Origin of the sequence: Nocardia sp. NPDC056541 (genome assembly GCF_042794235.1) — a bacterium.
In the GTDB taxonomy this organism is placed as follows: domain Bacteria; phylum Actinomycetota; class Actinomycetes; order Mycobacteriales; family Mycobacteriaceae; genus Nocardia.
The window spans coordinates 34,460-59,000 of sequence record NZ_JBHTUD010000019.1 but is presented as its reverse complement, the minus strand read 5'-3'; the positions used below and the strand labels follow the sequence as shown (position 1 = coordinate 59,000).

The 24,541-nt window shown below is 66.8% G+C and carries 27 protein-coding genes and 1 tRNA gene; 17 read left to right on the top strand and 11 right to left on the bottom strand.

Features of this window, described 5'->3' with window-relative positions; all coding sequences use genetic code 11:
• Positions 1–24 precede the first annotated feature (24 nt).
• The 4 genes from ACFQ9R_RS28140 to ACFQ9R_RS28125 are packed head-to-tail and all read left to right on the top strand — an operon-like array spanning position 25 to position 3,327.
• Positions 25–1,326 carry an MFS transporter gene (locus tag ACFQ9R_RS28140; protein WP_378994630.1) on the top strand — a complete coding sequence of 434 codons (1,302 nt, stop codon included), beginning with the start codon at positions 25–27 and terminating at the stop codon, positions 1,324–1,326.
• Positions 1,327–1,352: 26 nt separating this feature from the next.
• Positions 1,353–1,937 (top strand): RBBP9/YdeN family alpha/beta hydrolase, encoded by a 585-nt coding sequence (locus ACFQ9R_RS28135; protein ID WP_378994627.1) that lies wholly within the window; start codon positions 1,353–1,355, stop codon positions 1,935–1,937.
• Complete coding sequence (locus tag ACFQ9R_RS28130) at positions 1,934–2,677, top strand: CoA transferase subunit A (RefSeq protein ID WP_378994624.1); 744 nt, start codon at positions 1,934–1,936, stop codon at positions 2,675–2,677. The genes ACFQ9R_RS28135 and ACFQ9R_RS28130 overlap by 4 nt, the downstream gene beginning before the upstream one ends.
• On the top strand, positions 2,674–3,327 hold the full coding sequence (locus ACFQ9R_RS28125; RefSeq protein ID WP_378994621.1) for a CoA transferase subunit B: 654 nt from the start codon (positions 2,674–2,676) through the stop codon (positions 3,325–3,327). Before ACFQ9R_RS28130 ends, ACFQ9R_RS28125 begins: the two co-directional genes overlap by 4 nt.
• On the opposite strand, the gene ACFQ9R_RS28120 is transcribed toward ACFQ9R_RS28125, so the two are convergent.
• The gene (locus ACFQ9R_RS28120; RefSeq protein WP_378994618.1) at positions 3,314–3,766 is read right to left on the bottom strand and encodes an Lrp/AsnC family transcriptional regulator; all 453 of its coding nucleotides are present in this window, start codon (positions 3,764–3,766) and stop codon (positions 3,314–3,316) included. The two genes, ACFQ9R_RS28125 and ACFQ9R_RS28120, sit on opposite strands and share 14 nt — an antisense overlap.
• A gap of 129 nt (positions 3,767–3,895) precedes the next feature.
• On the opposite strand from ACFQ9R_RS28120, the gene ACFQ9R_RS28115 reads away from it, so the two are divergent.
• A complete protein-coding gene (locus ACFQ9R_RS28115; protein ID WP_378994615.1) occupies positions 3,896–4,825 on the top strand; it encodes a DMT family transporter in 930 nt (309 codons plus the stop codon).
• Between the two features lie 16 nt (positions 4,826–4,841).
• Here the strand turns inward: ACFQ9R_RS28115 and ACFQ9R_RS28110 are convergent, their stop codons facing one another.
• A complete protein-coding gene (locus ACFQ9R_RS28110) occupies positions 4,842–5,480 on the bottom strand; it encodes a PadR family transcriptional regulator (protein ID WP_378994612.1) in 639 nt (212 codons plus the stop codon).
• A gap of 119 nt (positions 5,481–5,599) precedes the next feature.
• Here ACFQ9R_RS28110 and ACFQ9R_RS28105 point away from each other — a divergent pair, with 119 nt between their 5' ends.
• Positions 5,600–6,538: an ATP-binding cassette domain-containing protein gene (locus tag ACFQ9R_RS28105; protein ID WP_378994609.1), complete on the top strand. Its 939-nt coding sequence runs from the start codon at positions 5,600–5,602 to the stop codon at positions 6,536–6,538.
• Positions 6,535–7,341, top strand: a complete 807-nt coding sequence (locus ACFQ9R_RS28100) for an ABC transporter permease (RefSeq protein WP_378994606.1) — start codon at positions 6,535–6,537, stop codon at positions 7,339–7,341. Before ACFQ9R_RS28105 ends, ACFQ9R_RS28100 begins: the two co-directional genes overlap by 4 nt.
• Here ACFQ9R_RS28100 and ACFQ9R_RS28095 read toward each other — a convergent pair.
• The 3 genes from ACFQ9R_RS28095 to ACFQ9R_RS28085 all read right to left on the bottom strand — a co-directional run bounded on the left by ACFQ9R_RS28095 (position 7,338) and on the right by ACFQ9R_RS28085 (position 9,352).
• Positions 7,338–8,138: a sulfotransferase family protein gene (locus tag ACFQ9R_RS28095; protein WP_378994602.1), complete on the bottom strand. Its 801-nt coding sequence runs from the start codon at positions 8,136–8,138 to the stop codon at positions 7,338–7,340. The genes ACFQ9R_RS28100 and ACFQ9R_RS28095 overlap by 4 nt on opposite strands.
• Complete coding sequence (cysC, locus tag ACFQ9R_RS28090; RefSeq protein ID WP_378994599.1) at positions 8,135–8,713, bottom strand: adenylyl-sulfate kinase; 579 nt, start codon at positions 8,711–8,713, stop codon at positions 8,135–8,137. Before cysC ends, ACFQ9R_RS28095 begins: the two co-directional genes overlap by 4 nt.
• A 138-nt stretch (positions 8,714–8,851) precedes the next feature.
• Positions 8,852–9,352 carry a GtrA family protein gene (locus tag ACFQ9R_RS28085; protein WP_378994597.1) on the bottom strand — a complete coding sequence of 167 codons (501 nt, stop codon included), beginning with the start codon at positions 9,350–9,352 and terminating at the stop codon, positions 8,852–8,854.
• A gap of 159 nt (positions 9,353–9,511) precedes the next feature.
• Between ACFQ9R_RS28085 and ACFQ9R_RS28080 the strand changes: the two genes are divergently transcribed.
• The 7 genes from ACFQ9R_RS28080 to ACFQ9R_RS28050 all read left to right on the top strand — a co-directional run bounded on the left by ACFQ9R_RS28080 (position 9,512) and on the right by ACFQ9R_RS28050 (position 16,171).
• Positions 9,512–9,691 (top strand): hypothetical protein, encoded by a 180-nt coding sequence (locus ACFQ9R_RS28080; RefSeq protein ID WP_358068566.1) that lies wholly within the window; start codon positions 9,512–9,514, stop codon positions 9,689–9,691.
• A gap of 122 nt (positions 9,692–9,813) precedes the next feature.
• Complete coding sequence (locus tag ACFQ9R_RS28075) at positions 9,814–10,275, top strand: phage tail protein (protein ID WP_378994595.1); 462 nt, start codon at positions 9,814–9,816, stop codon at positions 10,273–10,275.
• Between the two features lie 110 nt (positions 10,276–10,385).
• A complete protein-coding gene (locus ACFQ9R_RS28070; RefSeq protein WP_378994593.1) occupies positions 10,386–10,907 on the top strand; it encodes an OsmC family protein in 522 nt (173 codons plus the stop codon).
• 488 nt (positions 10,908–11,395) lie between these two features.
• Positions 11,396–11,941: a hypothetical protein gene (locus tag ACFQ9R_RS28065; protein ID WP_378994591.1), complete on the top strand. Its 546-nt coding sequence runs from the start codon at positions 11,396–11,398 to the stop codon at positions 11,939–11,941.
• Between the two features lie 67 nt (positions 11,942–12,008).
• Entirely contained in the window at positions 12,009–13,382 is a 1,374-nt protein-coding gene (locus tag ACFQ9R_RS28060; RefSeq protein WP_378994589.1) for a hypothetical protein, read from the top strand.
• A gap of 137 nt (positions 13,383–13,519) precedes the next feature.
• Positions 13,520–15,088 (top strand): MFS transporter, encoded by a 1,569-nt coding sequence (locus tag ACFQ9R_RS28055; RefSeq protein WP_378994587.1) that lies wholly within the window; start codon positions 13,520–13,522, stop codon positions 15,086–15,088.
• Between the two features lie 108 nt (positions 15,089–15,196).
• A complete protein-coding gene (locus ACFQ9R_RS28050) occupies positions 15,197–16,171 on the top strand; it encodes a sterol desaturase family protein (RefSeq protein ID WP_378994584.1) in 975 nt (324 codons plus the stop codon).
• Between the two features lie 84 nt (positions 16,172–16,255).
• Here the strand turns inward: ACFQ9R_RS28050 and ACFQ9R_RS28045 are convergent, their stop codons facing one another.
• The 3 genes from ACFQ9R_RS28045 to ACFQ9R_RS28035 all read right to left on the bottom strand — a co-directional run bounded on the left by ACFQ9R_RS28045 (position 16,256) and on the right by ACFQ9R_RS28035 (position 19,336).
• On the bottom strand, positions 16,256–17,209 hold the full coding sequence (locus tag ACFQ9R_RS28045) for an enoyl-CoA hydratase/isomerase family protein (protein ID WP_378994582.1): 954 nt from the start codon (positions 17,207–17,209) through the stop codon (positions 16,256–16,258).
• 20 nt (positions 17,210–17,229) lie between these two features.
• Complete coding sequence (locus ACFQ9R_RS28040; protein ID WP_378994580.1) at positions 17,230–18,642, bottom strand: wax ester/triacylglycerol synthase family O-acyltransferase; 1,413 nt, start codon at positions 18,640–18,642, stop codon at positions 17,230–17,232.
• Positions 18,643–18,718: 76 nt separating this feature from the next.
• Positions 18,719–19,336 (bottom strand): TetR/AcrR family transcriptional regulator, encoded by a 618-nt coding sequence (locus ACFQ9R_RS28035; RefSeq protein ID WP_378994578.1) that lies wholly within the window; start codon positions 19,334–19,336, stop codon positions 18,719–18,721.
• 212 nt (positions 19,337–19,548) lie between these two features.
• On the opposite strand from ACFQ9R_RS28035, the gene ACFQ9R_RS28030 reads away from it, so the two are divergent.
• The 3 genes from ACFQ9R_RS28030 to ACFQ9R_RS28020 are packed head-to-tail and all read left to right on the top strand — an operon-like array spanning position 19,549 to position 22,443.
• The gene (locus ACFQ9R_RS28030) at positions 19,549–20,466 is read left to right on the top strand and encodes an alpha/beta fold hydrolase (protein WP_378994576.1); all 918 of its coding nucleotides are present in this window, start codon (positions 19,549–19,551) and stop codon (positions 20,464–20,466) included.
• Positions 20,450–21,322, top strand: coding sequence for a metal-dependent hydrolase (locus ACFQ9R_RS28025; protein WP_378994574.1), 873 nt, complete (start codon positions 20,450–20,452; stop codon positions 21,320–21,322). The genes ACFQ9R_RS28030 and ACFQ9R_RS28025 overlap by 17 nt, the downstream gene beginning before the upstream one ends.
• Positions 21,319–22,443: a PDR/VanB family oxidoreductase gene (locus ACFQ9R_RS28020; protein ID WP_378994571.1), complete on the top strand. Its 1,125-nt coding sequence runs from the start codon at positions 21,319–21,321 to the stop codon at positions 22,441–22,443. The genes ACFQ9R_RS28025 and ACFQ9R_RS28020 overlap by 4 nt, the downstream gene beginning before the upstream one ends.
• Before the next feature lie 559 nt (positions 22,444–23,002).
• On the opposite strand, the gene ACFQ9R_RS28015 is transcribed toward ACFQ9R_RS28020, so the two are convergent.
• The 3 genes from ACFQ9R_RS28015 to ACFQ9R_RS28005 form a co-directional block, all read right to left on the bottom strand.
• The gene (locus ACFQ9R_RS28015) at positions 23,003–23,770 is read right to left on the bottom strand and encodes an alpha/beta fold hydrolase (RefSeq protein WP_378994569.1); all 768 of its coding nucleotides are present in this window, start codon (positions 23,768–23,770) and stop codon (positions 23,003–23,005) included.
• 112 nt (positions 23,771–23,882) lie between these two features.
• Positions 23,883–24,329: a hypothetical protein gene (locus ACFQ9R_RS28010; RefSeq protein ID WP_378994567.1), complete on the bottom strand. Its 447-nt coding sequence runs from the start codon at positions 24,327–24,329 to the stop codon at positions 23,883–23,885.
• A 69-nt stretch (positions 24,330–24,398) separates the two neighbouring features.
• Positions 24,399–24,480: transfer RNA gene (locus ACFQ9R_RS28005), tRNA-Leu, on the bottom strand.
• Between the last annotated feature and the right edge of the window lie 61 nt (positions 24,481–24,541).

Here is a 24,541-nt window from a genome sequence, read left to right as displayed (position 1 = left end):
GTCCACCGGTTCGCAGGAGCACCCATGGACCTCACCACCACCGCCGCGAAGCCCGCGCCGGCGCCGAGCCGTTCCTCGACCATTCGCCGCAACTATCCCTGGCTGGTGTTCGCACTGGCTTTCGGCCTGCTACTGGCCGACTACATGTCCCGACAAGTGCTGAGCGCGGTCTTTCCGTTCCTGAAAACCGAATGGATGCTGTCGGATTCGCAGTTGGCGTCGCTGAGCAGCGTGGTCGCGCTGATGGTCGGGTTGCTCACCCTGCCGCTGTCGGTGCTGGCCGACCGATGGGGCCGGGTCAAGAGCCTGGTGCTGATGGCGGTGGTGTGGAGTATCGCGACGCTGGTGTGCGCACTGGCCGACAACTATCCGCAGATGCTGGCCGCGCGTTTCTTCGTCGGCGTCGGGGAGGCCGCGTACGGCAGCGTCGGCATCGCGCTGGTGCTCAGTGTGTTCGCCGCGCGGCGGCATGCCGCGCTGAGCGGCGCGTTCATGGCCGGTGGTTCGTTCGGATCGGTGCTCGGTGTCGCCGCGGGCGGTGTGATCGCCGTGCACCTGGGGTGGCGGTGGTCGTTCGCGACGATGGCGGTGTTCGGGCTCGTGCTGGCCGTGGCGTTCTGGGTGGTGGTCAAGGAGCAGCGCAACGCCGAACACGCGGCCGAACCCACTCCCGAAGTCGCCTTCCGGGCGCCGATTTCGACGCTGTTCACCAATCCGGCGGTGCTGTGCGCCTATGTGGGCAGCGGGTTGCAGATGTTCACCGCCGCGGTGCTGCTGTCGTGGATGCCCAGCTTCTTCAACCGCTACTACGGGCTGGCCCCGGACCGGGCCGCGGGTCTGGCGGCCGTGATCGTGACACTCGTCGGCACCGGCATGGTGGTGTGCGGGGTGATCACCGACCGGGTCGGGCGTTCGGAGATGGCCCGCAAGTGGACCACCGCGATCGTGTTCTGCCTGACCTCGCTCGTCGCCCTCGGCATCGGATTCAGCCTGAGTACCGGTGCTCCGCAACTGATTCTGCTCGGCATCGGCGCGTTCTTCTCCGGCGGCTCGGCCGGTCCCACCGTCGCCATGGTCGCCAATCTCACCCACCCTTCGGTCCGGGCCTCGGCGTTCGGCACCCTCACCCTCGCCAACAGCCTGCTCGGGCTCGCGCTCGGCCCGTTCGTCGTCGGCGTCCTCGCCGATCATCTCGGGCTGCGGGACGCGCTGCGCATCACCCCGGTCGTGTCGGTGCTCGCCATCGCCGCCCTGCTCCTCGGCCGCCGGATGTACCCGATCGGTCTGCGCAAGCTCGCCTCCGTCCATGCGTCGGCTCCGCACTGATCCCGTCGAAAAGGATTACCGCACACATGAATTCCCTCCCCGAACCCACCGTCGTGATCGTGCCCGGTCTGCGCGACCATGTCGCCGGCCACTGGCAGACGCTGCTCGCCGACACCCTCGACAAGGTGGCGATCGTGCCGCCGCTCGAGCGCGACGGGCTGAGCCTGGCCGCGCGGGTCGCCACACTCGAGGCAGTGCTCGCCGAGATCGACGGCCCTGTCGTCCTGGTCGCGCACAGCGCGGGCGTGATGATCACCGTCCACTGGGCTCAGCAGTCCGACCGGCCGGTGCGCGGCGCGCTGCTCGCGACACCGCCCGACTTCGAAACCCCGCTGCCACCGGGCTATCCGACCGCCGAGGAACTGGCGGCCAACGGCTGGACACCGATCCCGCGGCGGCAGTTGCCGTTCCCGAGCATCGTGGCCGCGAGCAGCACCGATCCCTTGGCCACGACGCGTCGCGTCGCGGGCCTGGCCGAGGTGTGGGGGAGCAGGCTGGTCGACCTCGGCGACGTCGGCCATCTGAATCCGGCGGCGGGCTACGGTCCGTGGCCGCGCGCCCAGGAACTGCTCGACGAACTCCTCGACCTCACCGGGGAGCTCGCCCGATGACAACCGTGTTCGCCACGGCCGCCACGGCGGTCGCCGATATCGGGTCCGGATCCTCGCTCGCCGTCGGCGGTTTCGGGGTGTGCGGCATTCCCGACGCACTCGTCGCCGCACTGGCGGCGGGCGCGGCCGACGAGCTGGAGATCTTCTCGAACAACTGCGGCACCGACAGTCATGGGCTGGGGATCTTGCTGGCGCAGAAGCGTATCCGTCGGATCACCGCGTCCTATGTCGGGGAGAACGCCGAGTTCGCGCGCCAGTATCTGTCCGGTGAACTGGAAGTCGAACTGACACCGCAGGGCACCCTCGCCGAGAAACTGCGCGCGGGCGGGACCGGGATTCCGGCCTTCTTCACCGCGGCGGGTGTCGGGACGCCGGTATCCGACGGGGGATTGCCGTGGCGGTACCGGTCCGACGGGTCCGTCGCGATCGCCTCGCCCGCCAAAGAGGTCCGCACCTTCCATGGTCGCCGGTTCGTGCTCGAGGAATCCATCACCGCCGACTACGCGCTCGTGCACGCCCTGATCGGCGACACCGACGGAAATCTGGTGTTCAACAAGGCCGCCCGCAATTTCAACCCGCTCGCCGCGATGGCGGGCACGGTGTGTATCGCCCAGGTCGAGACGCTGGTGCCCGCCGGTTCCCTCGATCCGGCGCAGGTGCATCTGCCCGGCGTGTTCGTCGACCGGATCGTGCACACGGGGCCGCAGACCAAACTCATCGAAAGGCGGACCGTGTCATGACCGCATCGACGGTGGCGCTCGGCTGGACGCGCACCGAGATGGCCGCCCGCGCCGCGCGGGAACTACGGTCCGGCGAGTACGTCAACCTCGGTATCGGGCTGCCGACCCTGATCCCCAATTTCCTGCCCGAGGGTGTGGCGGTGACGCTGCATTCGGAGAACGGGATCCTCGGCACCGGTCCCTACCCCCGCGACGACGACGTCGACGCCGACCTGATCAACGCGGGCAAGGAAACCGTCACCGTCGCCGACGGCGCCTCGTTCTTCGATTCGTCGCTCAGTTTCGGCATGATCCGTGGTGGCCACATCGACACCGCGGTCCTCGGCGGCATGCAGGTCTCGGCCGCGGGCGACCTCGCCAACTGGATGGTGCCGGGTCAGATGGTCAAAGGGATGGGCGGGGCGATGGACCTGGTCCACGGCGCCCGCCGCGTGATCGTGGTGATGACGCACACCGACAAGGCGGGTACCCCGAAAATCGTGCCGACCTGTACCTTGCCGCTCACCGGGGCGGGCGTCGTGCATCGGATCATCACCGACTTGGCTGTCATCGACGTCGAGCCGACGGGTCTGGTCCTGCGCGAATGCGCACCGGGCGTGCGCGAGGAACACGTCCGCGCCGTGACCGCGGCACCGCTCACGTCGGGCTGATCACCTTCTTGCGCTGGTGCCCGTAGACCACCGAGGTGCGGACGTTGGCGAGTTCCGGACGCGTCGTCAGCTTGTCCAGGACTACCCCGTGCAGATGGTCGGTGTCGCGGACGGCCACGTGCACGAGGAAATCGTCGTTGCCGGTGAGCACGAACAGCGAGATCACCTCGGGCATCTGCTCCAGGAACGCCTGGAAGCCCTCGATCACCGCGCGGGTCGGCGGGTGGACGCGCACGGCGATCACGGCCTGCAACCCGCGCCCGATCGCCGCGAGGTCCGCCTCCGCGTGGAACCCGGTCAGGATGCCGCGTTCGCGCAGCGATCTGATCCGCTCCAGACAGGTCGAGGGGGCGATGTCGAGCGCTTGGGCCATGTCGCGATTGGTGCGCCGACCATCCTGTTGGAGCATCCGTACCAACGCCGAATCTAGTTCGTCCACGCTCGCCTCTCTCTATCAATTTCCGAATCTAGTTCGGAGTGTACGCATAGCTGCTGACTATGTTGCTAGCGTCTCGCCAGTCAGCTGATTTTCGTTCGGCTGCGAGACTTCGGAAAGAGGTGCCTTCCGGTGCGTGGACGAGGGCCGAGCGTGGGGGCGGTGGGCGCGGTGGTCGCGGCCGCACTGTTGTGGAGCAGTTCCTACGCGGTGACGAAAGTGCTGTTGGCCGACCTCGGCCCGCTCAGTATCGGGGCCGCCCGATTCACCATGGCGGCATTGCTGCTCGCCGCGATGGTGCGGCTGGACCGCCACCGCGGCGACCGGCCGGATGCCGGGCAGCGGCGCCTGCTCTACCTGTGCGGATTGCTCGGCATCACCGTCTATTTCGTCCTCGAGAACGTCGGCGTGGATCTGTCCACAGCCTCCGACGCGGCTCTCATCGTGGCGACCTACCCGCTGATGACGATGCTGCTGGAGCTGGCCGTCCTGCGCGTCCGGCTGCCGCCGCTGCGGGTGACGGGCGTGCTGCTGGCCACCGCCGGTGCCGTTCTCGTGGTCCACGACGGTGCCCGGATCGGCGGCAGCGCACGGTGGCTGGGCGACATCATCCTGCTGCTCGGCGGACTGGCCTGGGCGGGCTACAACGTGCTCGGCAAGCGGGCGAGTGCCGGACACGGCGCCCTGACCGTCACCTACTACCAGACCATGGCGGGGGCGGGCGGATTCCTCCTGATCGCGCTCCTGGAAGCCGACAGCTGGCGCATGCCCGACGTGACCACGTCGTCGCTGCTCGTCTACCTGGCCGTGGCGTGCTCGGTCGGCGGGTTCCTGCTCTACAACTACGGCCTGCGCAGGATGGCGCCGAGCGTCGCGGTGAACATCCTCAACCTGGTCCCGGTCTTCGGCGTGCTCAGCGCCGTGATCATCAACGGCGAACCGTTCCGGCTCGCCCAGGTGGCGGGCGGCGCGGTCATCGTCGCCGGCGTCGCACTGGGTTTGATCGAACGGCAATCGTCCGCCCCGGCCGAGCGGCCCAGCGAAGTCCTGGTTCGCCCCTGAGCCGGTGAAACCCCGGTCAGCGGAGGTCGTCGGGGTGCGGGCCGGTGCCGAACGGGTTCGGCTCGTCCTCGGCGAGGATGCCCACGAAAGGTTCGCCCTCGTCGGCGAAGGTGTACGCGCCGCCTTCGATGCGGTCGATCAGGCCGTGCGTCCAGGCTGCTTCGCTGTCGGCGGAGTGCACCCACATGTTCATGATCTCGCCGATGTGTCCGAGCTGCCCCGGACCCTGCTCCGGCGTGTAGTACTCGGTGACCGAGGCACGCCACTGCTCGAGGCCGATCATTCGTTGCTTCAGGAGCGCGACGGCCTCGGCGCGCGGTAGGTCGACGATGAAACCGATGGCGGCCGAGATCATGTCCATCTGCTGGTCGTACGAGGTCAGAGCCTCGCGGAGCAGTGTGAGGAACTCCTCGGTGCCCTTGTCGGTGACCTCGTACTCGATGCGGGGCGGACCGCCGGCGGTGCTCGGGGCGACCTCGTGCGCGAGGAGCAGTCCCTGCTTGGCCATCTGCTTGAGCGCGTGGTAGATCGAGCCGGGCTTGGCGTTGGACCATTCGTGCGCGCCCCAGAATTCCAGGTCGTTGCGCACCTGATAACCGTGCGCTCGGCCGTGCTGACGGACCGCGCCGAGGACCAGCAACCGGATCGCTGACATGGACGTCTCCCTTCCGAGCGAGTGCGATCAAAATAGCAGTATTCAAGTTTGACTAACCGAACCGGCCCCGGTACCTTGGCCATCTAGTCAAATTTGATCACTGGTTGATGGAGGGTGTTTTGACTGACCACGATCTCTCGATCGTCGTCGAAGGCCTGCGCAAGAAGTACGGGGCGAAGCAGGCCCTCGACGGACTCGATCTCGCTGTTCGGGCCGGTACCGTGCACGCGGTACTCGGCCCGAACGGCGCAGGAAAGACCACGGCCGTGCGCATCATGTCCACGTTGCTCCGGCCGGAGGAAGGGCGGGTCGAGGTGGCGGGCATCGACGTGCGCACGCGAGCCGACGAGGTGCGTTCACGCATCGGCCTGCTCGGCCAGAGCGCGGCTGTCGACGAGGAACTCAGCGGTCGGCAGAACCTGGAGATGTTCGGGCGTCTCTACCACCTGGGCGCGCGGCGCGCGGGTGTCAGGGCCGACGAACTCCTCGCGCGATTCGGTCTCGCGGACACCGGCAAGAAAGCGGTCAAGCAGTACAGCGGCGGTATGCGCCGGCGGCTCGACCTCGCGGCGTCGCTCATCTCCGCACCGCAGGTGCTGTTCCTGGACGAACCCACGACCGGGCTCGATCCCCGCGGTCGCGCCGAGGTGTGGAGTTCGGTGCGCTCCCTGGTCGACGGCGGCACCACCGTGCTGTTGACCACGCAATACCTGGAGGAGGCCGATCAATTGGCCGATCAGATCTCGGTGATCGACCACGGGAAGGTCATCGCGGCGGGCACCGCCGACCAGCTGAAATCCAAGACCGGCGGCGACCGCATCGACGTAGTCCTGCACGACTCCACCCAGCTGGCCCTCGCGGCCGCGCTCATCCCCGGCGAGGCGGTGGTGGACGAGGACCGGCGGATGGTCAGCGCCGCGGTCGGCGACCGGATGGCGGCACTCACCGAGACGGTCCGGGCGCTGGAGACCAACGGCATCGAAGCCGAGGACATCGCGATCAGACGGCCGACGCTCGACGAAGTCTTCATGCAGCTGACCAAGGAGGACGCGGCGTGAGCGCGACATATTCGACGAACCGGACCCTGAGCACGGCGCTCACCGATTCCTGGACGATGACCAGGCGCGAGCTGGCGCACTGGGCCCGCCAGCCCGTCCAGGTGGTCGTCGGGCTGGTGTTCCCGGTGATGCTGTTGCTGATGTTCAGCTACCTGATCGGCGGCGGGCGCGGCATCGACGGTGACTTCAAGGATTATCTGGTGCCCGGAATCCTCACCATGACAATGGCCTTCGGTCTCGAGGCGACCATGCTCGCGGTGACCCAGGACCTCGGCAAGGGAGTCATCGATCGATTCCGCTCGATGCCGATGAACTCGGCCGCGGTCCTGGTGGGTCGCAGCGTCGCCGACATGCTGCAGTCGGCGGTCGGGCTGATCGTGATGATCGCGGTCGGGTACGCGATCGGCTGGCGCTGGCACGATGGTGCCGCCTCGTTCCTGGCGGCGGTAGGGCTGTTGTTGCTGTTCCGCTTCGCGATGTTGTGGATCGGCATCTACCTGGCGATGGTCGCGGGCAAGCCCGAGCTGGTGCAGGCGGTGCAGATCCTGGTCTGGCCGATCAGCTTCCTCTCCAATGCCATCGCCTCGCCCGAGTCGATGCCGTCCTGGCTGGGTGCGGTCGTCGAGTGGAACCCGATGTCGGCGACGGCCACGGCGGTGCGCGGTCTGCTGGGCAATCCGGGTGCGGTCGGTGACTCCTGGGCCGGGGCACACGCCGAAATGCTGGCGGTGGTGTGGCCGCTGGCGTTGATCGCGGTGTTCTTCCCGCTGGCAGTGAAGCGGTTCCGGGATCTGAGTCGCTAGCTCAGCGCGGCATCTCGGTGGTCCTGCTCCGCGCGAGCCGGGTAGCCCCATTCTCGGCACGCCGTCCTCAGCGCGTCCGGGATCGGCTCGTCGGCGGGCAGTGGCCGGGCAGGCTGGATGGCGCCGGAGCGGATGGTGTCGCTCCAGTCGCCGATGCCGCGAATGTAGCTGCCGTGGTCGAAACGGCCGTAGTCCAGCATCGAGGGCTGCCACTCGACGTCGAGGAACCGGCACAGGCCGCGCACGGTTTCCTCGGGGCGGTGGGTCAGGTCCTCGTAGCGGATCTCGTGGCCGTCCAGCGTCGCCCTGGCCTCGTTCATCGCCGCGACGAACTCCAGCGTCCGCCGCACCGGGTCGATCTCACGGCGATCCGCCCATGCGCGGCCCAGCGAGTCGGCGATCTGGACCGGGTGGCGCAACAGGAACACGTAGCGGGCGCCGGGCCAGCACGCGGCGATCCGTCGCCAGGTCAGCACGCTGCTCGTCGTCTTGTTGACCATCCGGTCCTTCCCGCTGCGTTCCAGCTCGTGGTGCAGCAGGCGGTCCCAGAGGAGATGTTCGAGTTCACGGATCGTCAGGCCGAGCGCGTCCAGCGAGATACTCGCGTAGCGCTCGGTGATGTCGTCGGCGGCCCACTCCAGTTCCTGGACGGTGAGCAGGTTCAGGTGGAGTTCGTGTGGGGCGTGGATGCGTGCGTGGCTGTCGAGGACCGACCGCAGCAGGGTCGACCCGGATCGGGGCGCGGACAGGATGAAGATCGGCGCGGGTACGAGGCGGTTCGCCGTCGTCTGCTTCACGGGCGAGGGCTCGGCAGCACAGCGGTGATCAGGCCCCGGCGGATCAGGAGATCGAGGACGTGATCGGTGGATTCGGCGACCGGCTCGGCGGTGGTGTCTATCCGCAGAGCGGGCAACAGCGGTTCCTCGTAGGCCGCGTCGACCCCGGTGAGCTGGGTGAGCTCGCCTCTGGACCGGCGCCCGTACAGGCCCTTGACGTCGCGTTGTGTGCAGGTGGAAAGCGCTGTCGCGACGTGGACTTCGGCGAAGTCGAGGCCGGCGTCGTCGTGGCGCACCCGCATCAGCGCGCGATCGGCGGCGTACGGCGCGATGGCTGCCACGAGAACGAGCACGCCGTGCCCGGCCAGCATCAGCGCGAGGGTGGTGATCCGGCCGAGATTCTGTGTGCGGTCGTCGGGGGAGAGGCCGAGTTCGGGCCACAGCCGCCCGCGCACGTCGTCGCCGTCGAGTACCTCGACCCGATGCCCAGCGGCCGCCACCCGCTGCCGGGTGGCGGCTGCGATGGTGGATTTTCCCGAACTGGGCAGCCCGGTCAGCAGAACTGTCCCGCCCGGTCTGCAGGGCCCGTCATTCATCAGACATTTCTGACAGGGCGAAATTATGTGGGGGTATCGATTGTGCGATCGACGCGTAAACGCCTGCTGCCCAAAAGAATTCGTCCTGGCACGATAAGGGAGACGGTGCCACTGATAATGATTCGGCGCATCTCTCGCCTAGTTCCCGAAGACGAGACTGCGCAGAACCAGGAACCGCAGACCGCCGACCGCGGCCATGACGGCGATCACCGCACCCGCCTGCGCGACCTCCCCGAGATCCGGCGCCAGGAAATCCAGCCCGGCCAGCGCCGCCGTGCTGATGCCGAGGCCGAGCAGCGCCAGCCCGCCGCCCTCCCACTGCGCGGTGAATCCGCCGACCCTACTTCCCGCCCGGAAGGTGAGCTGGCGGTGCAATTCGTTGGCGATCACGGTGCTCACCATCGACCCGGCGACATTGGCGACCAGTGGACCGCTGTCGTGCATGGTCATGAACAACAGCACATAGGCGATGTTGCTGGCACCGCCGACCAGAGCGAACCGGATCAGCTGAGCGAGGGCGTGGTCGCCGCGCAGGAATCGCAGCACACGGATGGGGTCGACGTGCGACGCAGAGCTGACCCACGGTGCGTAGGTGCTGGTGGGCAGCATTCCGGGGCGGGTGATCTGCGAGACGGTCATGTTCGTTCCGATCGAGCGTGCGGACCCGGCGGTGCTGCCGGACAACGCTTGTGACTATACGTAGAAGTATACGTATAAACAAGTGTCGCGGCGGTGAGGCAACCGTGATCGGCAAGATCGGCATTGGCACCCGCGGCGCAGTCGGCGGACACTGGAGGAATGGTTGACAGGGAGCAACGCACACCCTTCTACGGGGTGGTGCTGATTCTCGCAGCGTTGGGCGCGTCGATGGCGGTCAGTTACTACGGGCCGACCTGGTTTCGCGTCACCGTCTACATCCTCACGGCGGTGGTAGTCCTGGTCGGCGGTGTCATGACCTTCCGCGACTACTCGCACTGACGCAGCGAAACTCGCGCGTCGCACCCTGGCCTGTCAGGGGGCGCGATGGGTTGTGCTGGTGCAGTATGGGTCCCGGCCAGCTCGCCGGGCTGCACCCGGCCGTACCCGCTGAGGAGTTCGCCGTGGCTTACATTGTGGATTTCGAGACCGTTTCGACCCGGGGATTGGAGTCGTCGCCGGTCGCCGACGCGCTCGCGGGATTGCGGGCGAACGAGGCCAGGTATTTCAAGAACAAATACGATCATGTCTTCACCGTGGAGCCCGCGAGCGAGGCGACATCGGCTGTCGACCGGGTGAGCCGGATACTCGCCGAAGAACGTGACATCGTCATCGCCTCGCGCCCGCTCGAAGCTACCGCTTTCCAGGTCGAGAACATTCGTATGGCCTATGTCTTCTACGAAAGCGGCCTGTCGATCAACGTGATGTACTCGATCGACGACGCGAAGAAGCGGGCGGTCGGGTTCAAGCTCAGCGACGGAATGGAAGTACCCGCCGAGCTCGACTCGTTCAAGTTCGCCCGGCAGAAGTCGAAGCTCGCAGGCACCATTCGCGGTTCCTACTTCGTCATCAAGAACGAGTACTGACCGGTCCGGCGCTGGATTCATCGTGCGGCAAACCCTGTTGGGAGTGCGGCTGCGGCGAGGACCCTGTGGTGGTTCGAGTATTCCCGCCTCGCTGCCGCAAGGAGACTCTCATGACCGTCGAAGCCAGTACCCGACTCAACAACGTGGATATCGACGCCGTCGGGGGTCTCGTGGCGGCTGTTCGAGCCGATCCGGCCAAGGGGCAGACCACCTGGGCGGCGCATGTCGGGTGGAAAGGTGGGTTCGCCTCGGAGGCGCGCGTCCGCAAGTTCGCGCCGATCCCGTCGGACGAGCCGTCGGCGCTCGGCGGCGCCGACACCGCCCCCAACCCCGTCGAACAACTGCTCGCGGCCCTGGGCAACTGCCTCGCGGTCGGCTACGCGGCCAACGCCACGATCGCCGGCATCCGCATCGACGATCTGCGCATCGACGTGAAGGGCGACCTCGACCTGCACGTTTTCCTCGGGCTCGCCCAGGGGCACGCGGGCTTCGAGTCCATCACCGCGACAGTGTCGATCGATTCGGACGCTTCCCGGGAGCAGCTCGAGGACCTGCACACGAAGGTGTTGTCCAGCTCGCCGGTGGGGCACACAGTGCGCACCGCGGTGCCCGTCGACATCACCCTCGCCTAGGCGGGGCCTCCCCGCCATGCGCGGCTCCGTCGTTCGAATTCATTGCACTGCCGAGAATTTCGGCCGTAAACAGAACAGTCCCCGGTAGTCTCCATCGAAACCATGAGCTCAGTCGTCGCTGACAACTCCGGTTTCGATTGGCTTGCCGGGGGCTTAGCCAGATCCTGAAATGTCGTCACTACCGTCGGCGAACGTCTTCGTCGGCAGTGCGGCTCATTCCGGTATTCCGGTGTATATCCAGTCTTCTCCGGATCTGCTCGATGTCAATACCTTCGCGCTGTCGAATATTGCCTGATTTCGAACGTGGTGACGACGGCCGTCGCATTGTGTGGACGGTCTTTTCGGAGGACAGTGGATATGTCCGGTGGCGCCCGCCGGGGCGCCGCCCTTCCTGGAGTAGGAGGTGGCCCGTGTACGCACGTTCCAGCACATTCGCTGCCCAGCGGTCGTCGATCGACCGTGGTATCGCATACCTCCACAATGCGGTGATGCCGAATATGCCCGAAATCGACGGGTGGGTCGGAATGTCACTGATGGTGGACAGGGCGACAGGCCGATGCATCGCCACGACCGCGTGGGAATCGGAGGACGCCCTGCACGACAGCAGGATGCGCGTCCGATCGCTGCGCGACGGTCTGGCCGAAGCGCTCAACGGACAGGTCGAGCACATCGAGGAATGGGAAGTCGCGGTCATGCACCGCGATCACCTGGCCGGCGCGAGTGCCTGCACCCGATGCACCTGGATCCAGGTCGACCCGACGGCAGTCGACTTGGCGATCCACACATTCAAGTCCAGCTTGCTGCCGGAATTCGAGAAGATCGATGGATTCCGCAGCGCCAGCCTGTTCGTCGACCGGGACACCGGCCGAGGGGTGGGATCCACGGTCTGGGCAAGCCGAGAGGAATTGGACAACAGCCGCCCCCTGGTGGATCGCATGCGCGCCGAAGCCGTCCGCACCATGGGAGCTGAGGTCCTCGAGGTGGCGGAGTTCCGACTCGGCTTCGCCCATCTGCGCGTCCCCGAGTTGGTCTGAACGACGAAACATCCGGCCGCGGAGCGGCAACTCCCGGCCGGCCTTCGGGCTGTATCGGAGGAGCATTGTGAATGCCGACGAACCACTCGACGCGGCTGAGCGCGCGGAACTACAGCGCCTGCGACAGGAACTGACCGAACTTCGTCGCGCCCGCGATGAGGAATCGCCGAACGCTGCTCCGGCCGAGGGCCGACGTCCCTCCGGTCACCGGAAATTGCGCTGGACGGGCGCGGCGGTCCTGCTCGTGCTGGTCGCCGTCCTGTCCTTTTCCGCGGTCCTCGCCCGCTACGCCCACAGCGAGGTCCTCGACACCGACCGCTATGTCCGGACAATGGCCGCGCTGGGGTCGGACCCGGTGCTGCAGGGCGAACTCACCGATCAGATCACCGATGAGGTCATGACGCGCCTCGATGTCGAGGCGATCACCGCCGACGCGCTGCGGTCGATCGCCGACGACGCTCCCCGCGTGCCGCCCGCCGTGGTCGGGCTGGCGCCGGTGATCGCCGATCAGGCCGAGTCGTTCGTGCACCGGACGGTGGCATCGTTCGTGGCCTCCGACCAGTTCGAAGCCCTGTGGATCCAGGCCAACGAGCAGGCGCATCAGGCGCTGGTCGCGGTGCTGACCGGGCAGACCCGGCCTGGCGTCGATGTCAGCGATCAGGGCGTGGTCAGCATCTCGCTGGCCCCGATCATCGACCGGGTTCGGGCCGCGCTGATCGATCGGGGGTTCGCGTTCGCGGACAAGGTCCCCACGGTCGACAAGTCGTTCGTGCTGTTCGAATCGCCCGAACTCGTCAAGGCGCAGCGGGCGACCTCGGCATTGGACAAGGCCTCCGCGGTGCTGCCCTGGCTGACCCTGCTGGCCGCCGTCGGTGCCGTGTGGGTGGCGCCGAACGGCGCACGCCGACGCGCCGTTGCGCTGGTCGGAGTCAGCATCGCGATCGCGATGGCGCTGCTGGCCGTGGCGATCGCTCTCGGCCGGTCGTGGTATCTGGGGGCCGTCCCTGCGGACGTGCTCTCCGCGCAGGCGGCCACGGTGCTGATCGACACCGTGCTGGTTCCGCTGCGCACCGCGTTGCGGGCGGTGTTCGTGCTGGCCGTGGTGATCGCGGTAGTCGGATACCTCACCGGATCGTCGGGATCGGCGGCCGCGGTCCGTGGCGCTGGTACTCGGGCGCTCGACGCGCTGCGCCCCGAGCACGGGCGGGCCCCGAATCCGATCGAGTCCGCGGTCGCGCGGTTCCGCATCCCGCTGCGGGTGGTCATCATCGTGATCGCGGTGACGACCCTGGTGTTCTGGCCGTACCCGTCGGGCGTGGTCGTGGTGGTGACCGTGCTCGTCGCGGTGGCAGCCCTGCTGGTGGTGGAACTGGTGGCACGGCCCGCGCTGGTCGAACGCGACTCACCGGTCACGGAGGCGGTGCCGGCTCGGGACGGGTGAGTGTCGCTCGGATCAGGTCTTCTCGTCGAGGTCACGGCGTCGTCGGTCCGACGCTCACGGTGAATTCCGTGTTGCAATGGATTCCGGTCATAGCAAACAGCAGAAGTACGTCACGACTGCCGGGATGGTGAGCGTCGATGAGCAACGATTCGGCTGGGCAGACGGGCGGCACACAGCGACTGCTGGCGGTGTTGCTGGCGATGGCGATGTTCGTGCTCGTCGTCGATACATCGCTGATGAACGTGTCGATCTCGGCGGTGGTGCGAGATCTCGACACGACCGTCAGCGGGGTCCAAGCGGCGATCGCGTTGGAAGCGCTGGTTTCGGCCGCATTCATTCTGATCGGCGGAAAAGCAGGTGACCTGATCGGACGCAAGCGGGCCTATGCGCTGGGATTGATCGGCTACGCGATCGGGGCGACGGCGATGGCGTTCGCGCAGAGCCTGATCGCGATCGTCATCTTCTGGGCGGTGCTCGGCGGGATCGGCGCATCGCTGCTGTTGCCCGCCATGCAATCGCTGATCCACGGCAACTTCGAAGGCGCGGCGCAGAAGAAGGTCTATGCCCTGGTCGGCGCGGCGGCCGCGATCGCGGCCGCGATCGGCCCACTGCTCGGCGGATTCATCACCACCTACCTGTCGTGGCGCGTCGGGTTCGTGTTGGAGGTCGTCGTTATCGCGATCGTGCTGTCCGGGATGGGCATCGTCCGCGATGTGTCCTATACCGGCCCGCGCAGCGTCGACCTGGTCGGGGCGGTGCTGTCGGTACTCGGTATGGGCGGAATCGTGCTGGGAATCCTGGTGTGGCAGGAGGGCGGCGAAGCAGTCGGCGCCCTCCTGGCCCTCGGGGCCGTCGCGCTGGCCGGCCTCGCCTATTGGCTCGTTCGGCGCAAGCGTGCGGGCAAATCGATACTGCTCGACCCGGACCTGTTCCGTTCCAAGGCCTTCCGGCTGGGCATCTCGGGACAGATGCTGCAGCAGATCGCCCTCGGCGGCACGATGATCGCCCTGCCGATCTACCTGCAGATGGTGCTCGAGTACAACGCGATGCAAGCAGGACTGTCCATCGCGCCCCTGTCGTTGAGCATGTTCGCCGTAGCGCTGCTCGCCGGCAGATACGCGGGCGATCGGCCCGCGAGCACCATCATCCGGTGGGGATTCGTGCTCCTGACGGTCGGGACGGTGGTACTCGTTCCGATCGTGCCCCGCGCGGAATTCGGCTGGGGGCTCATCATTCCCCTCATCATCGCGGGCTCAGGGCTGGGTCTGCTGGTGTCCCAGCTCAACAACTACACACTGGCCCCGATCGAGGAGGAGCGGATCAGCGAAGCCGCCGGCGTCAATTCGGCGGCCGGGTCGTTCGGGTTGTCCTTCGGGCTGGCGTTCGCCGGCGCCATCATGCTGGCGACGTTGTCGATCACCTTCACGAGCATGGCGGAATCGAGCACGGTGCTCCCGCAGGCACAGCAACAACAGGTGGCGCAGGTGCTGGAGGACGACGCCGAGATCATGAGCAACACCCAGCTCGATCAGCTGCTCGTCGACCAACCGCCGCAGATCCGCGACGAGATCGTTCGCATCAACACCGAGGCTCGGCCCTTAGCTCTGCAGGTGGCACTACTGGTTCCGCTGCTGGCCGGTCTCGTCGGGTTGTTCACCTCGTTCCGGATGAGACGCATCCCGGAAGCCGTGCCGAAGCCGTCCTGATCCCGGTCGCGATATCGGCGGGGCATTCGGCCCTGCCGGCAACAAGGTGGCGATCAGCCACACCTGGGGTCCCTGGTGTGGAGTGCGGCTCCGGACAATGGTTTACCTATGAGTGGCGCGAAATCGACTACCGAGGTGTGGCGGGAGAAGTTCCGGGCCCGCCGCCGGACCAGGTTCGTCGTGGCGTTCGGAGTGCTCCTCGCGGGACTGAGCACGGCTGCCGTAGTCGTCGTGCCCCGACTTGCGTCCGCGATGTCCGGCACGGATGTCTCGACCATGCTGATCTGGCTGGCGATTCCGGTCTTCCTTGTCGCCGTTGTGGCGGAGTTCGTGTACATCAAGCGTCACGGCAAGCCCTACGACTACCGTGACTCAGCTACCTCCATCGCCGCCGGTGTGGGGTATCAAGTGCTCAACATTCCCTGGGCGCTGGCGGAGCTCGCGATCTTCGCAACTGTTTCCTCGCTGGTGCCGTGGCACCTCGAGGGCTGGGTTGCGTGGGCCGTCGCGCTGATCGGGGTCGACTTCGCCTACTACTGGTTTCATCGCGCACACCACGAAATCCGGGTGTTCTGGTCGGTCCACGTCGTGCATCACTCGAGCGAGAACTTCAACCTCACCACAGCACTGCGTACGCCATGGCTGGTTGTCACGTCCCTGCCGTTCCTGGCACCGCTGGCGCTGTCGGGAATCGATGGCAAGATCATCGCCGCCTCCTACGCGATCAACCTGCTGTACCAGTTCGGCATCCACACCGAGGCCATCGGCAAACTCTGGGCGCCTATCGAATTCGTGTTCAACACACCGAGCCACCACCGCGTGCACCACGGCTCCAACACTGAATACCTCGACCGCAACTACGGTGGCGTGCTCATCATCTGGGACCGCGTCTTCGGCTCCTTCGAACCGGAGGGCGAGCAGGCGATCTACGGTCTCACCAAGAACGTCGACACCTACAACATCGCAAAGATCAACGCCCGCGAGATAGTCGCGATCTGGCAGGACGTGCAGAACGCGGCGAAATTCTCGGACAAGCTCGGGTTCCTGTTCCGAGGTCCCGGTTGGCAGCCACAGCCGACCTGAGCGAGCAGCTCTTCGAGTTCGAGCCACCCGTGACGTCGTCATGGGCAGGCAGGGACCGCGATCGGCAGCGGCAGCCTGGCCGCGCTATTGCGTGAAGTCCACCTTGGTGCCGTCGATCCAGCCCGGCAGGCTGTCCGCGACGAAGTCGGACATGTCGCGGCCCGCGTCGATCGTCGATTCGACGTCGGCGAGGTAGGTGGCCATCGCGCGTTTGGCCGACGGCGTGGACGCCGCGGTGAGGAAGTGGGCGCGTTCGATGTGCAGGCCCTTCTCGAGTGAGGTCGAACCACCCTGGTAGACAGCGTGTTTGATACCACGGACCGCCGTGGGGGAGCGCTTCGCCAACCTGGCAGCCGTCGCCTGCGCCTCGGTCAGCAGCTCGTCGGCGTCGATCAATCTGTGCACGAGCCCGATCTCCAGCGCCCGGCTCGGGGTGATCGGAGCGCCCTCGAGACACAATTCGAGCGCACGCCCCGCGCCGAGCACGCGAGTCAGCATCTGGGTGCCGCCGCCGCCGGGGATGATGCCGACCAGGATCTCGGGCTGCCCGATTTCGAAGGGACCATCGGCCATCAGGCGCAGGTCGCAAGCCAGCGACAGCTCGCAACCGCCACCCAGCGCGCGGCCGTTGAGCGCGGCGATGAAGACGGTGCTGGACTCCCGCATCAGTCGGCACACCTCGTGATAGCGGCGGAGATTCGCGACACCGCCCGCGCCGGCCCGGGCCAAGCCCGACTGCCCGCCGGGAACATGGTCGGCCAAGGAACTCATCCGCAGCGCTGCGCCCGCCGTGCGCGCGTTCAGCGTCAGCGGTGCGGCCTCGACGCCCTCCAGGATCTCCGACACCGAGTAATGGCTGACGAAGACCCCGTCGACGGCGCTGGTGAGCACGACCGCACGGACTCCGGCGTCACCGTCGATGGCGCGCAGGAGGTCGAGTAGTTCACCCATCACGGCATCGGTGAGGAAGTTGTAGGGCGGGTTGTTCAACCAGATGGTTTGAACGGGGCCGTTCCGGTCGGTGCGGAGAAACTCCATGCCATTGCCTTTCGTTGTCGCTATTGCCCGTAGGCACGTTCGAGTTCGGCCAGCGCGTCACCGCAGTACGGTGCGACCCGTTGGACATGGGGCAGTGCGGTCGCGCACGCGGTCACGCACAGGTTGAGGCGATTCGCGTAGGACAGGATCGTCAGGTTGAGTGCTTGACCGTCGAGCGGGATCGATACCGCGTGCCACTCCTCCAGGGTCATACCGTTGTAGTGCAATTGCCGGCTCGGGCCCGGCATATTGGAGATGACGACATTGAACATCGGCGTGATCCGGCTGCTCACGCCGAGTACCAGACTCGCGCCGAAGGGCGCCATGAGCATCGCCGTGTACGCCATGACCGCCGCGCCCGACATCCGGCTCATGTGTTCCTTGGCAGCGACCGTCGAGGCGACGATCGCCGAGACGCGTTCCCGGACATCGGTGATGTCGGTCGCGAGGGTGGCCAGCGCCATGGTCGTCGCGTTGCCCTCGGCGTCGTCGCTGTCCTTGGGGCGGAACGACATCGGCATGCCGGCGATCAGTGAGTCCGCGGGCAGCGCGTCGATCTCGGCGAGGTAGCGGCGCAGGCCGCCCGCACAGATCGCGAGGATGACGTCGTTGATCGTTCCCCCGCATCGCTGAGCGAGCGCGGTGATGCGCGCCAGATCGAACGACTGGGTGGCTATCCGGCGTTCGGCGGTGATCGCGCCGTTGAGGATCGATGCCGGCGCGGAATACGGCTTGACCAGGGCCGCGTCGGATTCGAACAGCCCGCCGTACATGCGTGAGATCGCCTGCACACCCGTGAGCTGATCGGCGATTCCCCGGATCGGAGCGTTCATCAGTCGCCGGAGCGAGGAGACCGGGCTCGCGCCCGCACCTGCCGAATCCGGGGTGGGGTGGGGCCGGGGCTTCCGGGTTTCCCGATAGGCCCAGATCGCCGGCCTGCCACGTTCGTCGGGATCGTTCGACATCACTTTGCGGGCGAGCCGCACGGTGGCGACGCCGTCGAGCAGGGCGTGGTGTCCTTTGACGTAGAGCGCCAGACGTCCGTCGTCGAGGCCCTCGATGACGTGCAGTTGCCACAGCGGGTGCGACCGATCCATCGGTACACCGTGCAGGCGCGAGACGAGGGCGCCGAGCTCACGCTGTCCGCCCGGCGCGGGCAGTACATGGTGCTGGAGGTGGTAGTCGAGGTCCGGCGCTTCGACGCTGACCCATTGTGGGAGCACACGAGCGATCAGCGCGGAGTCGATGCGGCGGTCGAAGGGGCTGGTCGCACCGGTGTAGGTCCGTAGGTCGTCGAGCAGGTCCGCGACGAAGTCCGGGCCCGCGTCCGGTGGCAGCCGGAAGATGTCGAGGTGTGCGATGTTCATCAGGTTGGAGTCCGTTTCCCCCCAGAGGAAGGCGACATCGATCGGGTTCAGCGTGGTGGTCGACATGGGGTGGTGGCCTCCGGCGAGAAATCTGTAGTGGACGCGGCTCGCAACGGTGCTCGCCCGTCGGTGGCGGTGTCGGTCATACGTCGTTCTCGGTGCGCGCGGTAGGCAGTACTGCCGTCAGCCATGCGGTGAGTTCGGCATCTACCCGATCCAGGGCTGTGGTCGATCGCTGCGCCTTGGCGACCAGGATCGCGCCCTCGATCGCCGCGATCGCGGTGGTCGACAGCGATTGGGCGCGTGGCATCGGTACCCCTTGTTGCCACAGCGCGACGGTGATCAGCGACTCCCAGGACGCGAAGGCCTCGCCCGCGGCGTTCTTCGCCTCGGCGAAATCGCCGCTTTCCAGCGCGCCCGCGGCGATGGGGCAGCCTGCCGCGAAATCGGTGTCGTGGAGCTGGCGCCGGAAGAGGTCGACGATGTGCGACAGCGTCGCGGTGGGGCCACTCGTGGCCAGATCGTTGAGGATCATCGACGCCATCAGCGCCCCGGCGTGCCGGGTGGCCTCCTCGGCCAGCTGTGCCTTCCCGCCGGGGAAGTGGTGATAGATCGAGCCCCGGGGCGCCTGCGAGCGGGCGATCACGTCGGCGAAGGAGGTGCCCTCGATGCCCTTCTCCCGGAAAAGCAGGGCGGCGCCGATCAGCATCTTGTCGCGGGCCGACGCTGTCACTCCGGCCGCGCTGTTCTCTGCGGTCACCGCGTCACCATCCTATGTCCATCATCATATCCAGATTCTGCCACGATCCCGTTCGTGCACCATTTCCACCTGAGTTACGCAGGTAGAAACTCATTCTCCATTGACTGTAACACGCAGTTACGGCTACATTGCTGGCATCCCACTATGTAGCGCGTCATAGACGACGAGCTCGTTCGGATCACCGATGATCCGAGGCAGAAGGGCATTCGCAGATGAGCTTCCCCATCGAGACGACCGACGGACATCGCCTGGTCGTCACCACGGCCGGCGACCTCGCCCGGCCCACCGTCGTGCTGGTACACGGCTTCCCCGACGACCAGACGGTCTGGAACGGCGTCGCGCGCGTGCTGTCGGACCGGTTCCACACCGTGACGTTCGACGTACGTGGCAGCGGCGAATCGGACAAACCCCGGGCGATCTCCGCCTATCGCAAGGATCAGCTCGCCGCCGATATCGGCGCGGTAGCCGCGGCGGTCTCCCCCGACCGGCCGGTGCACCTGGTCGGCCACGACTGGGGCGCGGTGCAGGCATGGCACGCCGCCGCGGCCCCGGCGACGCGCTCGGCGATCGCCTCCCTGACCTCGATCTCCGGGCCCTGTCTGGACGGTGTCCCGCACTGGTTGCGCAGCAGCCTCGCCGCCGGACCGCCCGGATGGCGTGCGGTCGCCACGATGTGGAAGTCCCCGCTGTACATGGGCGCGCTGGCCACCCCCGTGCTCGGCGCGCTGCTGTGCAGGCTCGGTCTAGTCGACGCCGCGATCGGGCTCGCGCACCGACTGGAAGCCGGTGTGGCACCGGATATTTCGCCGCACCGGGCGCGCGACAACCGCGCCGGCCTCAAGATCTACAGCGCCAATCTGGTACCGACGCTGCTCCGTCCCCACATGCGCAGGGTCGGCGTGCCGGTGCAGGTGCTCGCCCCGCGTCGCGACATCTTCATCACGCCCGCCGCGCAGCGCGATGTGGCCCACGTCGCCGACCAGTGGCAGGTCCACGACGTCGACGGCGGCCACTGGGCCCCGGCGTTCAACCCCGCCGAGATCGCCGACCGCATCCGCGCGTTCGTCGACGCCGTCGAAGCAGCCACCACCGCAACCCAGGCAGGAGAACCCCGTGAGCACTCTGCGTGATCAAGACAAAGTCGCACTCAAAGCACGTGCCGTGGAATGGGATTGGACCGGTCTGCCGTTCCACTACGTCTACGACGACCCGTTCTCGACTCATGTGATCAACAGCTTCAACATGCTGCTGCCCGAGGGCGAGGTGTTCTTCGTCCAGGTCTTCCAGCAGGCGCTGCCGCTGATCACTGATCCCGAGGTCCACGAGGACGTCGTGGGTTTCATCGGGCAGGAGGCCACGCACTCGTCCGCGCATCAGAGCCTGGTCGACTACCTCGACCTGCACGGGCTCGACTCCACCCGGTTCACCGACCAGATCCGGTGGTTCTTCCGCGCTCTGCTCGGCGAGCGCGAACTGACCGACCGGCGTGCGCACAACTGGCTGCTCGAACGCGTCGCCGTTGTCGCGGCGCTCGAGCACTTCACGTCGTACCTGGGCGACTGGGCGCTCAACGCCGACGCGTGGCGCCGAGGCACCATCGAGCCGCGGGTGCTCGACCTGGTGCTGTGGCACCTTGCCGAGGAAGTCGAACATCGGCATGTCGCCTACGACCTGTTCACGCATCTGGACGGCAGCTATTGGCATCGCATCAGGGCCTATCTGGTCGCGATGCCCACCTTCGCCTTGCTGCACTTGCGCGGAATGCGGCTGCTGCTCAACGACGATCCGGTCGCCGAACACGGACTGTTCGCGACAGTGCGGGCCGCGCGCCGCGCCTGGCGCGCGGGGATGGTGCCGTCACCCGGCAGCCTCGCGAAGATGTCCATCGAGTACTTCAGGCCGTCCTACCATCCGCGCAATTACGGCTCGACCTCGCAGGCGGTCGCCTACCTCGCGGCCTCTCCCGCCGCACTGGCCGCGTCATGAGCGAGATCCGGACCACCACGGACCGGGTCGGCGTCGTGCTCGACCGTCGCCGCATCCCACCGTCTTTCACCGATCCGAACCGGCCCGACCGGGTCATGCGGGCCTACCGTTCCCTGCTGCGCTTCTACAGTGCGCTCAGCAACATGCGCCTGCCCGCGACCGGGCCTGCGGTCGTGGAGCGTGGCATCGCGGTCCGGGTCGTGGAGAAGACGACCGAGGCGCTGGGCGTGGTGAGCCTGACGCTGCGATCCTGTGCCGGAACCGAGCTGCCGCGCTGGCATCCCGGCTCGCACATCGATGTCACATTGCCGTCGGGGACGGTCCGCCAGTACTCGTTGTGCGGCGATCCCGACGACCGGACGACGTACCGGATCGCGGTGCGCTGGATCGACGGCGGAACGGCGTCGACCGAGATCCACGACGATGTACGCGCAGGCTCGATCCTGTCGATTCGTGGGCCGCGCAATGCTTTTCCGTTCGCTGACCCGGGGCTGTCGAAGGCCGGCGTCGACAACATCGCCTTCGTCGCCGGCGGGATCGGCATCACCGCCCTGCTGCCCATGATCGGCCACGCCCACCGCTCCGGCCTCGACTGGACCCTCACCTACTTCGGCCGCAACGAAGCGACCCTGCCGTTCCTGGCAGAGCTCGCCGCCACGGACCGGAACCGGGTCCGCGTGCTGACCACCGAGCGCAACGGCCGCCCCGACCCCGCCGAGCTGCTCGCCGACGTCCGCGCCGGGTCGTCGATCTACTACTGCGGTCCGCCCGTGCTGCACGACACTTTTCGTGCGTTCCTACCCGAAACGGGCGCGGCGGGACTGCATTTCGAACGCTTCTCGGCACCGCCGGTGATCGGTGGCGAGCAGTTCCGAATTCGTTTGGCGCGCACCGATACCGAGGTCGAGGTCGCCGCGGACCAGTCGGCCCTGTCCGCGGTGCGCGCGACCCGGCCGGGCACCGCCTACTCGTGTCAGCAAGGTTTCTGTGGCACCTGCCGGGTCAAGGTGCTTGCCGGTGCCGTCGAGAGCCGGGGGACCGCGCGGTTCCTCGACGAACCCGACACGATGCTGCTGTGCACCGACCGTGCGCGAGGACGCCGAGTCACCGTCGACCTGTGATCACCGATACCGAGTTCGCTCCAGTGATGCGCGCATCACTGGAGCGAACTTGTGGCCATCGGTCGTCCGCATACGAGAATCAGTCGATTCTCTCGGCGCGACACTGCCAGCCGCTGCCCGGTAGCCATCCCAGCGTCGAGAGCACCGCGCGTTCGGTGACACGGCCCGCATCACCCACGACCGCGATGCCGTCGATGATCTCCGGGCACGGTTGCGGGGGATGAAGCGCACCGGCAGCGGGCCGTGGATGCGTTCCTGAAGCGGGGCTTGCGGCGGGATAACCAGCGCTCACCGCACCTTGCGTTTTGAAAGTAGCACTCGTGGACGGTGCGATCGGCCAGTAGCCTGCTGGCCAATTGCCATGGGGTGGCACATTATCGAACTGATCCATCTAAGTTCAGGGCTGCGCCAGCAGCTCGCGTCGGAGCGTCATCGATCTGGTTCGGTCATGGTGGTGGCAGAAGAACTCCATGGGAAGAATCCTCGCTGACCACCACCACGTAACCGAGCAACCGCTGAACATCAATGCAGCGACATTTCTTGAATCACGAGGCAATTCTCAGACCGTGTGAGTCTGGTCCTGACGAACGATCTCGGCGACGGCGGCGGGTCGGCTGGCGGCGACTTCGTGTCCGGCGTCAGGGAGTTCGTGCAGCGCGGACCCTGGAAGCATCTGCAGTAGAGCGACGGCGAGATCGTGGCTGGAGAGGCGGTCGTCGGCGCCGCGGATCATGACGATCGGGGCGCTGATCTTCCGGATGTCCTCGCCGGGGTATCCGGTCGCATTGGTGTCGTCGATCCACATGGTCACGTTCTCCCTGACCAGCCGTTCGAAGTCAGGCTCCGGGTTCTTCGCGGTGTAGGCCGCCTCGGAGTACGGGCCATTCTGGTTGCGGTCGCGCCACCCTTGCGGGGTGACCTGCGACAGGAACGCGCGGCTTGCCTCTGGCAAGGTCCAGTCCGAACCGATCGTGAACAGCATCCCGACCCTTTCCGGGTGATGCGCGGCGAGTCGGAGCCCTGCGATGCCTCCGTCACTGAATCCCATCACGTCGGCACGCGCGACGCCGAGCTCGTCCAGGACAGCGAGCGCATCCCACTCGAGGCGCTGATAGCTCAACGGCACGTCGCCCAAGGTGGAGCGTCCGTGTCCGCGACTGTCCAGGCAGATCACCCGGCGGTCATGAGTAAGGAGGGGCACGAGTTCGGCGAAATCGGCGGTGCTCCCCATTCCGCCGTGGAGGAGCAGAAGCGGGGGCAACGTCCCTCGCCCGGAAAGTTCAACGGATAGCGAGGCACCTGCGACAACGACGGTTCGTACTTCCATAGCGACAACTGTTCCAGCCCCCACTGACATTCATCCCCAACCAAGCAACACGGATCGGCGGGCAACACCCGCCGGTCCGTGTTGCTTACCGTCTCAGGCGTAGCAATGCCTTTCAGATGGTCCGGTGGCCGAGTTCGACAGTCGCAGCCGGGTGCCCGACACCGCGCGCAAGCGGGTGCGGCTCGCCGGTGAGTACCGCGAGCGCGGCAGCGACTTCGTCCAAGTACGACTTGACGTAGGTGTCGGTAGTGCCGGAACTCTTACCACGGTGTCCGGCGAAAGCACGGGCCACGGCATAGCTGAAAGTTCGTTCGACCCAGGTCAACGTGGTGTGACGCAGCCAGTGGGCGGTAACACCTTGCGTGGCCACCCAGGGCAGTGACTCGCTGACCCGTCCCCAGATGTAGTCGTCGCGGTCGGTGACACGGCCCGCATCACCCACGACAGCGAAGCCGTAGATGATCTCCGGGTCGGTTGTGCGGGGGATGAAACGCACCGGCAGCGGGCCGTGGATGCGTTCCTGGAGCGGGGTCTGCGGCGGAACGACGGGCTCGATCACCGGCGTTCACCGCACCCGGCGCCGAGGGCGTCGAACAGGCTGGAAAGTGGCATAGATGCCACAAATCTGTGCGCGAGAGGGGACTTGAACCCCTACGTCCGTGGACACCAGAACCTAAATCTGGCGCGTCTGCCAATTTCGCCACTCGCGCTTGGATGTGTACGACCGTCCAAACTCTACCGGGCGAATCGGGCTTCGCGAAGCGTTGGGGC

Excerpts from the sequence above, each read along its gene's own strand:
- ACFQ9R_RS28140 (WP_378994630.1), top strand. The coding sequence starts at position 25 with ATGGACCTCACCACCACCGCCGCGAAGCCCGCGCCGGCGCCGAGCCGT.
- ACFQ9R_RS28015 (WP_378994569.1), bottom strand. The coding sequence starts at position 23,770 with ATGGAAGTACGAACCGTCGTTGTCGCAGGTGCCTCGCTATCCGTTGAA.
- ACFQ9R_RS28045 (WP_378994582.1), bottom strand. The coding sequence starts at position 17,209 with ATGGAGTTTCTCCGCACCGACCGGAACGGCCCCGTTCAAACCATCTGG.
- ACFQ9R_RS28030 (WP_378994576.1), top strand. The coding sequence starts at position 19,549 with ATGAGCTTCCCCATCGAGACGACCGACGGACATCGCCTGGTCGTCACC.
- ACFQ9R_RS28085 (WP_378994597.1), bottom strand. The coding sequence starts at position 9,352 with ATGACCGTCTCGCAGATCACCCGCCCCGGAATGCTGCCCACCAGCACC.
- ACFQ9R_RS28110 (WP_378994612.1), bottom strand. The coding sequence starts at position 5,480 with ATGTCAGCGATCCGGTTGCTGGTCCTCGGCGCGGTCCGTCAGCACGGC.
- ACFQ9R_RS28020 (WP_378994571.1), top strand. The coding sequence starts at position 21,319 with ATGAGCGAGATCCGGACCACCACGGACCGGGTCGGCGTCGTGCTCGAC.
- cysC (WP_378994599.1), bottom strand. The coding sequence starts at position 8,713 with ATGAATGACGGGCCCTGCAGACCGGGCGGGACAGTTCTGCTGACCGGG.
- ACFQ9R_RS28080 (WP_358068566.1), top strand. The coding sequence starts at position 9,512 with ATGGTTGACAGGGAGCAACGCACACCCTTCTACGGGGTGGTGCTGATT.
- ACFQ9R_RS28050 (WP_378994584.1), top strand. The coding sequence starts at position 15,197 with ATGAGTGGCGCGAAATCGACTACCGAGGTGTGGCGGGAGAAGTTCCGG.
- ACFQ9R_RS28130 (WP_378994624.1), top strand. The coding sequence starts at position 1,934 with ATGACAACCGTGTTCGCCACGGCCGCCACGGCGGTCGCCGATATCGGG.
- ACFQ9R_RS28055 (WP_378994587.1), top strand. The coding sequence starts at position 13,520 with ATGAGCAACGATTCGGCTGGGCAGACGGGCGGCACACAGCGACTGCTG.
- ACFQ9R_RS28070 (WP_378994593.1), top strand. The coding sequence starts at position 10,386 with ATGACCGTCGAAGCCAGTACCCGACTCAACAACGTGGATATCGACGCC.
- ACFQ9R_RS28135 (WP_378994627.1), top strand. The coding sequence starts at position 1,353 with ATGAATTCCCTCCCCGAACCCACCGTCGTGATCGTGCCCGGTCTGCGC.
- ACFQ9R_RS28065 (WP_378994591.1), top strand. The coding sequence starts at position 11,396 with ATGCCGAATATGCCCGAAATCGACGGGTGGGTCGGAATGTCACTGATG.
- ACFQ9R_RS28125 (WP_378994621.1), top strand. The coding sequence starts at position 2,674 with ATGACCGCATCGACGGTGGCGCTCGGCTGGACGCGCACCGAGATGGCC.
- ACFQ9R_RS28040 (WP_378994580.1), bottom strand. The coding sequence starts at position 18,642 with ATGTCGACCACCACGCTGAACCCGATCGATGTCGCCTTCCTCTGGGGG.